The organism is Streptomyces misionensis, from assembly GCF_900104815.1.
Lineage (GTDB): Bacteria > Actinomycetota > Actinomycetes > Streptomycetales > Streptomycetaceae > Streptomyces > Streptomyces misionensis.
Genome location: NZ_FNTD01000004.1, coordinates 1,108,245 through 1,121,492, shown reverse-complemented (window position 1 = coordinate 1,121,492; position 13,248 = coordinate 1,108,245). Strand labels below are relative to the sequence as shown.

Below are 13,248 nucleotides of genomic sequence, written 5' to 3'. Positions count from 1 at the left end.
GGGGCACGGCCGGTGAGCGGGCGGGAGCCGGACGGGAACGGCCCTGGGCACGCCATATGTTTTACAGATAAAACACATGCTAAATTTGATGCATGAGCAGTGCGACCCCCTTCCGTCTTCCCCTCGCCGGGGTGCTCCGCCTCGGCCGGCCCTCGGACATCTGGTTCAAGCCCGCGCTGAGCGTGGTCGCCGCGGTCGCCCCGCCCAACCTGATCCTGCTGGCGCTCGGGCGACTCGACCTCGCGATGTACACGATGGCCGGATCGCTGTGCGCCCTCTACGGCCACAACCGCCCCTACGCGGCCCGCGCCCGGACCCTGGTCTGGGTGGTGCTCGGCATGGTCGCCGGCGTCGCGACGGCCCTGGTCACGGCGTCCCTCACCTCCGACGCCGTCATCCTCGTGACCGTCGGCGCGCTGCTGGCGGCCGTGCAGAAGACCGTGTGCGACGCCACCCGGATCGGCCCGCCGGGCAACGTGGTCCTCACCTTCATCAGCTCCGCCTCCCTGTTCGCCCCGCAGACCCTCGGCCAGGTGCCGGGCCACGTCGGACTGGCCCTCGCCACCGGCGCCTGGTCCTGGCTGGTCGGCATGGCGCCCGGACTGCTGCGCCCGCACGGCCCCGAGCGCCGCGCCACCGCCCAGGCCCTGAACGCCACCGCCGCCTACGCCGACACCCACGGCACCGGCGACGGCCACGCCCGGGCCCGTGCCGCGAGCGCCGCCGCCATCCACGCCGCCTGGCAGTCGCTGCTGGCCGCGGGCGCCCGCCAGGACCCCACCCGGCGCGCCCTGGAACGCCTCCTCGTGCGCGCCGAGGTCGCCCTCGCCGCCCCCGCCGACGCCGACCCGGCACGGCTGCGCGCCTGGGCCGGCGAGCTGCGCGGCGGCCGCCGCACCCTCCGCCTCGACCTCCCCGCCGAGGACGCCGGGGAACTCCTCGGCGTGGACACCGAGCGGGCCCAGCCGCGCCCCTCGCTGCGCCACCGCCTCGCGCCGCTCGCCCCCATCGCCGCGCGCACCGCGATCGGCTGCGCCCTCGCCGGCTACGCCTCCCTCGCCCTCGGCGTGGGCCGCCCCTACTGGGCCCTGGTCACCGCGGCCTCCCTCTACCAGGCCAACGTCACCCTCACCTGGCACCGGGGCGTCCAGCGCGTCGTCGGCAACCTCGTCGGCGTCCTCGCCTTCGCCGTCCTCGCCCCGCTCGCCCACCTCAACGCCATGGCACTGGTGCTGTGCTGCATCGCCCTCAACTTCGGCGCGGAGGCGCTGATCGGCCGCAACTACTGGCTGGGCAGCGTCTGCGTCACCCCCATGGCGCTGCTCATCACCGAGTTCGCCCGCTTCCAGGACCCGGCCACGCTGGTCGCCGACCGGGTCGTGGACACCCTCATCGGCGCGCTGGTCGGCTTCGTCGCGGCGATCGCCGTCACCAACCGGCGCGCGGGCGACCGCCTGGAACACACGCTGACCGCGGCGGAACGCGCCCGCGAGAACGCCGCCCGGCTGCTCGCCGAACCGCACCCGGCGCCCCGCGCCCTGGACGACGCCCGCCGTGCCCTCGCCGCCGCCCTCGTCGACCTGCGCGCCACCGCGGACGCCGCGGCCGGCGAGTGGTGGCAGCGCGCCCTGCCCGAGGACCGGGTCGTGCTCGCCGAACAGGCCGGACACCGTACGCTCGCGGCGACGGTGCGACGCCAGGGGCTCGCACCGCGGCAGCAGGACGCGGGCACGACGACGGAGGACATACGGCCATGACGGCGACGAACGGCACACCACCGCGGCACGAGGCGTCCACGGCCGACACGGTCGCCGCCGTCGTACGGCAGTGGCGGGCCGTCCACCCCGACCTGGACACCGGGCCGATGGAGGTCATCGGGCGGATCAACCGGTGCGCCGCGCTGCTCCAGCAGTCCGAGGACGCGCCGCTGCGCCGGGCCGGGCTCAGCCGCGCCGAGTTCGACCTGCTGGGGGCGCTGCGGCGCACCGGACACGAGCTGACGCCGGGGGAGCTGGCCCGGGAGACGTTCTCCTCCGGGGCCGCCGTCACCAAGCGGATCAAGCAGCTGACCGAGCGGGGCCTGGTCGAGCGGCGCGGCGACACCCGCGACCGCCGGGTCGCCCATGTCCGCCTCACCGACGCGGGCCGCGACCTGGTCGACGGCGTCCTGCCCGAACAGCTCGCCTACGAGACCGCGGTCCTCTCGGTCCTGGCCCCCACGGGCCGGGACGACCTCGCGGCCCTGCTGGGCGAGTTGCTGACCCGCCTGGAGGGCCGGATGGGCGCGCTGCGCGCCGGGAGCTGAGCGCGAACCGGGGACGCGCGACGACGCCGTCCCCAGGGGCGCGGCCCGGCCTCTTCACCCGCTGCCGCCCGGCGCCCCGGCCGATCGGCACCACCGCCCTCGCGGCCGGGCGCCCGCGGACCGGCCCTCAGGTCCCCGCCCGGTACCGCAGCGGATGGTCCGCGGGCACCTCCACCAGGACGATCCGGGTGCCGTCCGGATCGGCGAGCCACATCTCGACCAGCCCCCACGGCTCCCGCACCGGCGGGCGCGTGATCTCGACACCCTTCGCCCGCAGCTCCTCGTGCGCCGCCCCGACGTCCGCCACCTGCAACCAGAGCGCCACGTCCGGCGACGGCGGCGCCGTCCCGCGGCCGGACACCTCCAGGAAGCCGCCGCCGAGGAAGTAGACCGTGCCGCGGTCCGGGCCCGTGCCGAACTCGCGGTAGACGGGCAGCCCCAGCAGCTCGCCGTAGAAGACGCGGGAGCGCTCGGGGTCGGTGGGTCGCAGGAGGGTCCGGCTGCTGAGCACATGCACCATGCACGCGGAGCCTAGTGGCACAGTTACCCTCGTTGCCGGCTCAGCCACGCCCGAGATGGGAGAACCGCCCTCATGCACAGCGCCGCCGCCCCCGGCCTGACCTTCCGAGACGCCACCGACGCCGATGTGGACGCGCTGGTCGCGCTGATCCAGTCGGCGTACCGCGGGGACGACAGCCGGGCCGGGTGGACCACGGAGGCGGACATCCTGGAGGGGCAGCGCACCGACCCGGAGGGCGTCGTCGAGGTGATCGAGTCGCCCGACAGCCGGCTGCTCACGGTCGAGCGGGACGGCCGCATCGTGGCCTGCTGCCAGCTCGAACACCGCGGCGAGCACGCCTACTTCGGCATGTTCGCGGTCAGCCCCACCCAGCAGGGCGCCGGCCTCGGCAAGACCGTCATCGCCGAGGCCGAGCGGCAGGCCCGCGAGACCTGGGGCGTCAGCGAGATGCACATGACCGTGATCTCCGTACGCGAGGACCTGATCGCCTGGTACGAGCGCCGCGGGTACCGCCGCACGGGACGGATGTCCCCGTTCCCGTACGGCGACGAGCGCTTCGGCATCCCGCAGCGCGACGACCTCCAGTTCGAGCTGCTGGTCAAGCAGCTCGGCTGAGTCCCGCCGCGGCCCCTACGCGGTGAACCGGCCCGTGCGCTTGATCTCGGGGAAGTCGGTGGTCGCCCCGTCCAGTTCGAGCGCGCGGACCAGCCGCAGCTGCTCCTGCGTGTTGACCACCCAGCCGATGATCCTCAACCCGGCCGCGCGCGCGTGCTCGACGGTCTCCAGGGTGAGCCGGCGGATGTTCAGGCAGACCGTCGGCGCGCCCACGGCGACGGCGCGCTCCACCACCTCCGGACCGTAACGCCCGGCGATGAGCGCCGTGCGCACGCCGGGCACCAGCCGCGCGATCTCGGCGACCGCCTCGTCGTGGAAGGAGGACACCTCCACCCGCCCGACCAGGTCCCGCTCCAGCATCACCTTGGCCAGCGCCCGCGCCGCCGCCACGTCCTTGATCTCGGCCTGCAACGGCGTCGGCACCGCGTCCAGCACCTCCTCGAACACCGGCACGCGTTCCCCGCGCCCCGCGTCCAGCGCGCGCAGCTCGGCGAGGGTCTTCTCGGCGATCGGCCCCGAGCCGTCGGTCGTGCGGTCCACCTCGGCGTCGTGCATGACGACCAGGGCGCCGTCCTTGCTCAGGTGCAGATCGAGTTCGATCAGGTCGAGGCCGGCCCGCTGCGCGGCGGCGAAGGAACGGAGGGTGTTCTCGGGCTCCACACCCATGACCCCGCGGTGACCGATGGTAAGGAAGTTCAAGGTTCGACTCGCTTCCGTCGACGGCGGCTCGGCACGCGCGCGGCGACGGGCGGACGCCGTCGTCCGCGCGGGCAGGCTCGCAGCCTAACGGCCACGACCCGCGATGAACCCGCATGTGCGCGGGCGATCGGGGGCACGCCCCGGGCGGCGACTGGCCGGTACCCCTCCACGACGTCACCCGCGCGTGGGCGAGTCCCCGCGTCCTTGACCGACCGGATCGTGCCCCTGACAGCCGGGCCGGCAGCACGCTCGAAGTGAGCGCCGTCACGGTTTACGGCAGGAAAAATGTCGGCGACAGGGTCACTGAACAGAAAAATCTCCTGCGCCTCCTCTTGATGGGGGAATCGGGGTATGCATACGGTGTCCGTACGCGAGGTTCTCCCGTGGAGGATGGAAAATGACGGAAATTCTTGTGCAGTCGGGTGCGGAGGGTCGTATTCCTTCGCAGACCAGGGTGGTTGAGCACCCCGCATGGCCCGTGCTCAAGGATGCCGTGGAACAGATCCGGCCATGGCAGTCGAAGGACGGCTCGATCGACTTCGCCGCCGAGGGCGCGCCCACCAGGGCGGACGCCGAGGCCGCCGTCCGCCGGGTCGCCGACGCGGTCGAGCGGCTGTCGCCGCTGGTGCCGCACGACGCCGCCTACCACGAGGCCCTCGTCAAGGACCTGCGCCGCTGGGCCGAGGGCGGCTTCCAGGTGCCGGACTTCCTGGACTCGCTGCTGGCCTTCAACCCCGCCGCGAGCCGCGCGGACGGCCTCCAGCACCTGGTCGTCTTCCCGATGTACACGCAGAACGGCAACCCGGACCGCAACTTCGAGGCGCTGGTGCTGCGCATGGTCTGGCCCGACTGGCTGGCCGAGCTGGAGCGCACCCGCTACGACAACCCGCTGTACTGCGGCATCGCCTTCGAGGACTTCACCTCGGGCTACGACACCAACTCCGCCGTCCTCTTCCCGGAGACCATCGCCGTCCGTGAGGCGCCGGAACGATTCTCCTGGGGTGGCATCTTCTGCGACCGCGAGGCCGCGCGCTTCCGCCGGGTCACCGAGGCCGCCGTCGACATCCTTGGCCTCGAGCTGCCCGAGGACATCGCCGCGATGGTCCACGACCAGAAGCGCTGCGAAGAGGCCTTCGTGCTGTGGGACATGGTGCACGACCGCACCCACAGCCACGGCGACCTGCCGTTCGACCCGTTCATGATCAAGCAGCGCCAGCCGTTCTGGATGTACGGCCTGGAGGAGCTGCGCTGCGACCTCACCGCCTTCAAGGAGGCCGTCAAGCTCCAGGCGGACGGCCTTCCGCAGGCCCGTGACGTGCAGTACGCGGTGCTCTTCGACCGCATGTTCCGCTTCCCCGTCACCGGCGACCGCGTGCGCAACTACGACGGCGTCGGCGGCCAGCTGCTCTTCGCCTACCTGCACAAGCACGATGTCCTGCGCTGGACCGACAACAAGCTCTCCATCGACTGGGAGCGCGCCCCGCAGGTCACCAACCAGCTGTGCGCCGAGATCGAGAAGCTGTACCGGGACGGCATCGACCGCCCCAAGCTCGTGCACTGGTTCGCCGGCTACGAGCTGGTCTCCACCTACCTCGCCCCGCACCCCGGTTCCAAGTGGGCCAAGGGCCCCGAGGCACTCGACCTCTCGCTCCCGCCGCGCAAGCTGGTGGACGACGTGCTTCCGGACGAGTTTCCGCTGAGCATGTTCTTTGAGGCCCTGTCCAAGAAACTGAAGAACGTGATCGCCTCCACCAAGGGCATCACCGCGGACAGCGCCGAGCGGATCGCCGCGTGAGCGACGGCGTACCACCACACGACACGGCTGCAGAGGGGAAGATCATGGGGAACGGGTCGAACGGGGCGCTCAGTGGTGCGGTGATCGCGGTGGCCGGCGCGGGCGGACCCGCCGGCCGGGCGGCGCTGCTGCGCCTGGCCGAGGCCGGGGCGACCGTCGTGGGGGCGGACAACGACCCGCAGCGGCTGTCGGAGGCCGTGGACGCGGCGCGCTACGCCTCCGGGGGTGCCTCGGTCACGGGCGACACGGTCGATCTGCTCGACCTCCAGTCCACCCGGGACTGGGCCGACCACATCGAGAAGGACTTCGGCCGCGTCGACGGCCTGGTCCACCTGGTCGGCGGCTGGCGCGGCAGCGAGACCTTCACCAAGACCAGCCTGGACGACTGGGACTTCCTGGAGCTGCTGCTGGTGCGCACCGTGCAGCACACCTCGCTGGCCTTCCACGAGGCGTTGCAGCGCAGCGACCGGGGCCGCTACGTGCTGATCAGCGCGGCCGGCGCGTCCAAGCCCACCGCGGGCAACGCCGCCTACTCGGCCGCCAAGGCCGCCGCCGAGGCGTGGACGCTCGCCATGGCCGACTACTTCCGCAAGGCGGGCAAGGCCGAGGGCGCCGAGGGTCCGACGTCGGCGGCTACGATCCTGGTGGTCAAGGCGCTGGTGCACGACGCGATGCGCGCCGAACGCCCCAACGCGAAGTTCGCGGGCTTCACGGACGTCAAGGACCTGGCCGAGGCCATCGAGGGCGTCTGGAGCAAGTCCGCCGCCGAAGTGAACGGAAACCGTCTGTGGCTGACCGAGAAGCCGTGAACCCTCCCAGGACCGACGCGCGTCGCCATCACGACCCGGAGATCCGCGGTTTCGCCAGTGACAACTACGCCGGAGCGCACCCCGAGGTGCTGGCCGCCCTGGCCCTGGCCAACGGCGGCCACCAGGTGGCGTACGGCGAGGACCAGTACACCGAGAACCTCCAGCGGATCATCCGCAGCCACTTCGGTGCCACCGCGGAGGCCTTCCCGGTGTTCAACGGCACCGGCGCCAACGTGGTCGCGCTCCAGGCGGTCACCGACCGCTGGGGCGCGGTGATCTGTGCCGAGAGCGCGCACATCAACGTGGACGAGGGCGGGGCGCCCGAGCGGATGGGCGGTCTGAAGCTGCTCACCGTGCCCACGCCGGACGGCAAGCTCACGCCCGAGCTGATCGACCGGCAGGCCTGGGGCTGGGAGGACGAGCACCGCGCGATGCCGCAGGTCGTCTCGATCACCCAGTCCACGGAGCTGGGCACGCTCTACACGCCCGGCGAGATCCGCGCGATCTGCGAGCACGCCCACGCCCACGGGATGCGGGTGCACCTCGACGGCTCCCGGATAGCCAACGCCGCCGCCTCCCTGGACATGCCGATGCGCACGTTCACCGACGCGGTCGGCGTCGACATCCTCTCGCTGGGCGGGACGAAGAACGGCGCGGTGTTCGGCGAGGCGGTCGTGGTCCTCAACCAGGACGCCGTGCGGCAGATGAAGCACCTGCGCAAGCTGTCCATGCAGCTCGCCTCCAAGATGCGCTTCGTCTCCGTGCAGCTGGAGGCCCTGCTGGCCAAGGACCTGTGGCTGCGCAACGCCCGGCACGCCAACGAGATGGCCCAGCGGCTCGCCGAGGGCGTGCGCGCGGTGCACGGGGTGGAGATCCTCTACCCGGTGCAGGCCAACGGCGTCTTCGCCCGGCTCCCGCACGACGTCAGCGAGCGGCTGCAGAAGCGGTTCCGCTTCTACTTCTGGGACGAGGCGGCCGGCACCGTGCGCTGGATGTGCTCCTTCGACACCACGGAGGAGGACGTCGACACCTTCGTGGCGGCCGTCAAGGAGGAGATGGCGCGCTAGTCCGCGAGAATGCATAGGTATGCGGTCACCTGAAAAGTCATTGACTGTCGGGTGATCGCATTCCTATGCTCTGCGGGCATGCAGCTGATCCAGGAAACCGCCGACCTCTCCGCGTATCTGGCCGCCGACGAGGCCATCGACCACCAGCACCCGGTGGTGCGGGAGACGGCCGCCCGGCTGGCCGCCGATGCCGCCGACTCGTATGCCTATGCGCGCCTCGCCTATGAGTTCGTGCGCGACACCGTCCCGCACTCCGCCGACACCGGCGATCCACGCGTCACCTGGCGCGCCTCCGACGTCCTGGCCCGGCGCACCGGCATCTGCCACGCCAAGGCGCACGCGCTCGCGGCCCTGCTGCGCGCCGAGGACATCCCCACCGCCCTGTGCTACCAGCGCCTGCGCGACGACGACGGCGACGGCCTCGTCGTCCACGGCCTGGTCGCCGTCCGCTTCCACGGCGCCTGGCACCGCCAGGACCCGCGCGGCAACAAACCCGGCGTCGACGCCCGGTTCTCCCTCGGCAGGGAGCGGCTCGCCTGGGTTCCCGACGCGGCCCGCGGCGAGCTGGACCACCCGGTCCTGTACGCCGCCCCCCACCCGGCCGTCCTCGACGCCCTGCGCACCGCTCCCGACCGTGAAGCCCTCGGCAGCGCGCTGCCGAGCACCCTGTAACACGGCGGCGGTTGCTCCCCCCGCCGGGACGGCGCGGACGACGGGGCGGTTCTCCTGGGCGCGCCGGCACCCGCGGCTCGCCTGCGCGGTGGCGTCGGCGATCGTCGCGGGCGGCGTCGCGGTGCCGCTCGCGTTCACCTCCGGACGCCCTTTCTGTACCGAACTGCCATCGGCGACACGGGTGTTGGCGGGCGGTGGCCTGACCGGGGGTCGCGACCGCCCGGCATCGTGCGCTGCCGGGCCGCGTCGTCCCTGCCGAGGGCCGGGCAGCGCACCAGCAGCCGCACGTCGTCGTGTCGTCGACGAACCCGGGCAGGTCGCCCGGCAGCGGCCGGACAAAGGAGAAGCCCTCCTGCGGGAAGGCGGCGAGGAACTCGGCGTCCTGGTCGTCGCGCCGCGTGTACGCGGTCACCCGCACCGCCAGCGTGCCGTCGCCGTGGCCGGCGAAGCGCAGGCCGCACCCGTAAGTCCCCGAGCGCGTCGTGCCCCCTTGTCCGCGCCTCGGTGAAGCGGCCGCCCTGGGCCGCGAGTTCCCGTACCGCCCCGGCCGGGCCCGGGTCGTGACCGCGCGCCCTACCGGGCGGTGCGGGGTGTCAGTGGACCTCGGCGGCCCGCAGCGCGTCGGCCGTCGGCGCCGTGCCACCAAGGTGCGCGGGGAGCCACCAGGAGTCCTCGGCGTCCTTCGGGCGGCCCGGATAGGCGCGCTGGGCGGCCTCCAGCAGTTCCTGGACGCGCTCACGCAGCCGGCGGGTGATCGCCCCGGCGTACTGGTCGCGGGGCGCCTCCAGGGCCTCGCCCACCCGGATGGTGACGGGCAGGTGGCTGCGTCTGAAGTTGCGCGCCTGGCCCTTGGTCCACAGCCGCTGCGTCCCCCACACCGCCATCGGGACCAGCGGCACCCCGGCCTCCTGGGCGAGCCGGGCCGCGCCCGACTTGAAGCTCTTCAGGGTGAAGGACTGGGAGATGGTGGCCTCCGGGAACACCCCGATGACCTCCCCGGAGCGCAGCGAGTCCAGCGCGTGCGCGTAGGCGGCCTCGCCCTGCCCGCGGTCCACCGGGATGTGCTTCATGCCGCGCATCAGCGGCCCGGAGATCCTGTGCCGGAACACGGACTCCTTCGCCATGAACCGCACCAGGCGGTTCTGCGGCAGGGCGGCCAGCCCGCTGAAGATGAAGTCCAGATAGCTGATGTGATTGCTCACCAGCACGGCGCCGCCGGAGCGCGGGATGTTCGAGGACCCCTGGCAGTCGATCTTCAGGTCCCAGACCTTGAACAGCGTCTTGGCGAATCCGATGACGGGACGGTAGACCAGTTCTGCCATGGGTGGGACGAACCCTTTCTGCTCTGCTCGGGAAAGGGGGGCTCCCGGCGGGAAAGCTACGCAGCCGTAGGTTTACGGCGTCTCGCAGATCGTGCCCCAAGAACGTGCGGGTAGCCAGTTCTGGTGCCCCGCCGCGGCGAGATCCTCGTCACGTCGGCCCGCGGCCCGCTCCGGGGCAACCGCCGGCGGCCGGGAATCCCCACGGCCCGCCGATTGTTGACGCCGCGTGGCGCCGGCGTCGGCCGGCGTCCGTCGGATGCCGCACGGGCGGCGGAGCGGGAGGGCAAGGGTGAGCGGGCGCGACGACGCCGGGCGGCTGAGCGCCGCCGAACTCGGCACGGGTCTCGGCGAACGGGCCACGCTCGTCCAGTTCTCCACCGCCTTCTGCGCACCTTGCCGGGCCACCCGGCGCGTGCTCGGCGAGGTCGCGGCCATGGTGCCCGGCGTCGCCCACGTGGAGATCGACGCCGAGGCCCGGCTGGAGCTCGTACGCGCCCTCGGCATCGTGAAGACACCCACCGTGCTGGTCCTCGACGCACGGGGGACGGTCGTGCGCCGCGCCGCGGGTCTGCCCCGCAAGGCCGATGTCATCGCGGCGCTGGGGGAAGCGGTTTGAGGGGGTTTCGGCACCAGGTGAGAGGCGTCCCAGTTCCCGGGCCGCACTTGACTGTGCCCACCACCTATCGTCAGCCTGACCGTATGCCGATCGAACTCCTTCTCCACGGGCGGCCCCACGTCGACCTGGCGCGTACCGCGAGCGCCTGCTGTCCGGGTCACTGAGCAGCCACGGACCCGCTCGTCCCCCCGAACAGAAGGACAACTCCATGACGGCCCTGCCCGGACTCGGCACCCACCAGCTCGCCTCTCCCGATCTGCTGCGCTCCACCTTCCGCCGGCACGCCGCCGGTGTCGCGGTGATCACCGCGCGCGGCGCCGCCGGACCGGTCGGCTTCACCGCCACCTCCCTCACCTCGGTCTCCGCCGAGCCGCCGATGATCTCCTTCGGGGTGGGCACCGGCGCCTCCAGCTGGCCCGCGATAGCCGAGGCGGACCACGTCGGCGTCCACATACTCGGCGAGCACCAGCACGAACTGGCCGCCACCTTCGCCCGCAGCGGCGCCGACCGGTTCGGCGCGGCCACCGCCTGGCGGGAGGGTCCCGAGGGGGTGCCGGTGCTGGACGACGTGCTCGCCTGGCTGGTGTGCCGGATCGACACCCGGGTCCCGGCGGGCGACCACCGGATCGTGCTCGCCGAGGTCCTCCACGGCGATCCGACGGGTGCCGGGCGCCCCCTCCTCTATCACCAGGGCCGCTTCACGGCGCTGCGCGACTGATGCGGCATTGATCACGTCCTGTACCCCTGCGGAGCCGTCGGGTTCCGGTTACGCTGCGTTGCGAACGTCACAGTTCAAAGCGCTTGCTTAGCGGGGACGAACTGGGTGTACTGACGAGTAATATCTCGGTCGGAGCGCGTTGCGGCCCCGACCGGGAACGGCCGCTTCAGGCGCCTATGCTGCCTGCAAGAGGCAGCCAGGAAATCACGATGCAGTAGGAGAGCCGGCGTGAGCTTGAGGATCGTTGTCACTGTGAAGTACGTGCCCGACGCCACTGGCGACCGGCACTTCGCCGATGACCTGACCGTCGACCGCGACGACGTGGACGGTCTGCTCTCCGAGCTGGACGAGTACGCGGTCGAGCAGGCGCTGCAGATCGCGGAGGACGCGGACGACGCCGAGGTCACCGTGCTGACGGTCGGCCCCGAGGACGCCAAGGACGCGCTCCGCAAGGCCCTGTCCATGGGCGCCGACAAGGCCATCCACGTCGAGGACGACGACCTGCACGGCACCGACGCCATCGGCACCTCTCTGGTGCTGGCCAAGGCCATCGAGAAGGCCGGCTTCGACCTGGTCGTCTCCGGCATGGCCTCCACCGACGGCACCATGGGCGTCGTGCCCGCGCTGGTCGCCGAGCGCCTGGGCGTTCCGCAGGTCACCCTGCTGTCCGAGGTCTCGGTCGAGGACGGCACCGTCAAGGGCCGCCGCGACGGCGACGCCGCCTCCGAGCAGCTGGAGGCCCAGCTGCCGGCCCTGGTCTCCGTGACCGACCAGTCCGGCGAGGCCCGCTACCCGTCCTTCAAGGGCATCATGGCGGCCAAGAAGAAGCCGGTGGAGTCCTGGGACCTGTCCGACCTCGACATCGAGGCGGAAGAGGTCGGCCTGGACGGCGCGTTCACCAAGGTCGAGGCCGTGACCGAGCGTCCGGCCCGCACGGCCGGCACCATCGTCAAGGACGAGGGCGAGGGCGGCAAGCAGCTCGCTGAGTTCCTCGCGAGCCAGAAGTTCATCTAAGGGCTCGCCCCCGCTGACCGCCCCCTCAACTTCGTTACGCAGGAGTGCAATCCCATGGCTGAAGTCCTCGTCTACGTCGACCACGTGGACGGTGCCGTCCGCAAGCCCACCCTGGAGCTGCTGACCCTGGCGCGCCGCCTCGGTGAGCCCGTCGCCGTGGCGCTCGGCAACGGCGCCGCCGACACCGCCGCCACCCTCGCCGAGCACGGCGCGGTGAAGGTCCTCACCCACGACGCGTCCGAGTACGCCGAGTACCTGGTCGTGCCCAAGGTGGACGCTCTCCAGGCCGCCTACGAGGCCGTCTCCCCGGCCGCCGTGCTGGTCCCGTCCTCCGCCGAGGGCAAGGAGATCGCCGCCCGCCTGGCGCTGCGCATCGGTTCCGGCATCATCACCGACGCCGTCGACCTGGAGGCCGGCGACGAGGGCCCGGTGGCCACCCAGTCGGTGTTCGCCGCGTCCTTCACCACCAAGTCCCGTGTCGTCAAGGGCACCCCGGTCATCACGGTCAAGCCGAACTCGGCCGCCGTGGAGGCCGCCCCGGCCGCGGGCGCCGTCGAGGCCCTGTCCGTGACCTTCTCCGACAAGGCCACCGGCACCAAGGTCACCGCGCGCACCCCGCGCGAGTCCACGGGCCGCCCGGAGCTGACCGAGGCCGCGATCGTGGTCTCCGGCGGCCGCGGTGTCAACGGCGCCGAGAACTTCGCGATCATCGAGGCCCTCGCCGACCAGCTCGGCGCGGCCGTCGGTGCCTCGCGCGCCGCCGTCGACGCCGGCTGGTACCCGCACACCAACCAGGTCGGCCAGACCGGCAAGTCGGTCTCGCCGCAGCTCTACATCGCCAACGGCATCTCCGGTGCGATCCAGCACCGGGCCGGCATGCAGACCTCGAAGACCATCGTGGCCGTCAACAAGGACGCCGAGGCCCCGATCTTCGAGCTGGTCGACTACGGCGTCGTCGGCGACCTGTTCGACGTCGTGCCGCAGCTGACCGAGGAGATCAAGACCCGCAAGGGCTGATCCCCGCAAGGGCGTCCGAGGCCCCCGTGACCCGCGCGGTCACGGGGGCCTCGGTGCATCCTGGAGACGCCGCGGGGGT

At 72.3% G+C, this 13,248-nt stretch carries 15 protein-coding genes; 12 read left to right on the top strand and 3 right to left on the bottom strand.

Annotated features, from left to right (window positions below):
* Window positions 1–92: 92 nt before the first annotated feature.
* Window positions 93–1,757, top strand: a complete 1,665-nt coding sequence (locus tag BLW85_RS06650; RefSeq protein ID WP_074991392.1) for an FUSC family protein — start codon at window positions 93–95, stop codon at window positions 1,755–1,757.
* Window positions 1,754–2,305, top strand: coding sequence for a MarR family winged helix-turn-helix transcriptional regulator (locus tag BLW85_RS06645; protein WP_070026480.1), 552 nt, complete (start codon window positions 1,754–1,756; stop codon window positions 2,303–2,305). Before BLW85_RS06650 ends, BLW85_RS06645 begins: the two co-directional genes overlap by 4 nt.
* A gap of 127 nt (window positions 2,306–2,432) precedes the next feature.
* On the opposite strand, the gene BLW85_RS06640 is transcribed toward BLW85_RS06645, so the two are convergent.
* On the bottom strand, window positions 2,433–2,825 hold the full coding sequence (locus BLW85_RS06640; protein WP_070026481.1) for a VOC family protein: 393 nt from the start codon (window positions 2,823–2,825) through the stop codon (window positions 2,433–2,435).
* A 72-nt stretch (window positions 2,826–2,897) separates the two neighbouring features.
* Between BLW85_RS06640 and BLW85_RS06635 the strand changes: the two genes are divergently transcribed.
* Window positions 2,898–3,440: a GNAT family N-acetyltransferase gene (locus BLW85_RS06635; protein WP_074991390.1), complete on the top strand. Its 543-nt coding sequence runs from the start codon at window positions 2,898–2,900 to the stop codon at window positions 3,438–3,440.
* A 15-nt stretch (window positions 3,441–3,455) separates the two neighbouring features.
* On the opposite strand, the gene BLW85_RS06630 is transcribed toward BLW85_RS06635, so the two are convergent.
* Window positions 3,456–4,139 (bottom strand): glycerophosphodiester phosphodiesterase, encoded by a 684-nt coding sequence (locus BLW85_RS06630; RefSeq protein WP_070026483.1) that lies wholly within the window; start codon window positions 4,137–4,139, stop codon window positions 3,456–3,458.
* A 397-nt stretch (window positions 4,140–4,536) separates the two neighbouring features.
* Between BLW85_RS06630 and BLW85_RS06625 the strand changes: the two genes are divergently transcribed.
* From BLW85_RS06625 to BLW85_RS06610, 4 genes are all read left to right on the top strand, one after another.
* The gene (locus tag BLW85_RS06625) at window positions 4,537–5,934 is read left to right on the top strand and encodes a DUF6421 family protein (RefSeq protein WP_070026484.1); all 1,398 of its coding nucleotides are present in this window, start codon (window positions 4,537–4,539) and stop codon (window positions 5,932–5,934) included.
* A 44-nt stretch (window positions 5,935–5,978) separates the two neighbouring features.
* Window positions 5,979–6,743, top strand: coding sequence for an SDR family NAD(P)-dependent oxidoreductase (locus BLW85_RS06620; protein ID WP_070026485.1), 765 nt, complete (start codon window positions 5,979–5,981; stop codon window positions 6,741–6,743).
* Window positions 6,740–7,810: a threonine aldolase family protein gene (locus BLW85_RS06615; protein WP_074991388.1), complete on the top strand. Its 1,071-nt coding sequence runs from the start codon at window positions 6,740–6,742 to the stop codon at window positions 7,808–7,810. The genes BLW85_RS06620 and BLW85_RS06615 overlap by 4 nt, the downstream gene beginning before the upstream one ends.
* A 78-nt stretch (window positions 7,811–7,888) precedes the next feature.
* Window positions 7,889–8,482 (top strand): transglutaminase domain-containing protein, encoded by a 594-nt coding sequence (locus tag BLW85_RS06610; protein ID WP_074991386.1) that lies wholly within the window; start codon window positions 7,889–7,891, stop codon window positions 8,480–8,482.
* A gap of 593 nt (window positions 8,483–9,075) precedes the next feature.
* On the opposite strand, the gene BLW85_RS06605 is transcribed toward BLW85_RS06610, so the two are convergent.
* Window positions 9,076–9,804: a lysophospholipid acyltransferase family protein gene (locus tag BLW85_RS06605; RefSeq protein WP_070026488.1), complete on the bottom strand. Its 729-nt coding sequence runs from the start codon at window positions 9,802–9,804 to the stop codon at window positions 9,076–9,078.
* Between the two features lie 256 nt (window positions 9,805–10,060).
* On the opposite strand from BLW85_RS06605, the gene BLW85_RS06600 reads away from it, so the two are divergent.
* The 5 genes from BLW85_RS06600 (at window position 10,061) to BLW85_RS06585 (ending at window position 13,169) form a co-directional block, all read left to right on the top strand.
* Entirely contained in the window at window positions 10,061–10,420 is a 360-nt protein-coding gene (locus BLW85_RS06600; RefSeq protein ID WP_071828529.1) for a TlpA family protein disulfide reductase, read from the top strand.
* Between the two features lie 83 nt (window positions 10,421–10,503).
* A complete protein-coding gene (locus BLW85_RS40860; RefSeq protein ID WP_355154798.1) occupies window positions 10,504–10,584 on the top strand; it encodes a putative leader peptide in 81 nt (26 codons plus the stop codon).
* Window positions 10,585–10,628: 44 nt separating this feature from the next.
* Window positions 10,629–11,138, top strand: coding sequence for a flavin reductase family protein (locus BLW85_RS06595; protein ID WP_070026490.1), 510 nt, complete (start codon window positions 10,629–10,631; stop codon window positions 11,136–11,138).
* Window positions 11,139–11,366: 228 nt separating this feature from the next.
* Window positions 11,367–12,152 (top strand): electron transfer flavoprotein subunit beta/FixA family protein, encoded by a 786-nt coding sequence (locus BLW85_RS06590; RefSeq protein WP_070026491.1) that lies wholly within the window; start codon window positions 11,367–11,369, stop codon window positions 12,150–12,152.
* 54 nt (window positions 12,153–12,206) lie between these two features.
* Complete coding sequence (locus BLW85_RS06585) at window positions 12,207–13,169, top strand: electron transfer flavoprotein subunit alpha/FixB family protein (RefSeq protein WP_070026492.1); 963 nt, start codon at window positions 12,207–12,209, stop codon at window positions 13,167–13,169.
* Window positions 13,170–13,248 lie beyond the last annotated feature (79 nt).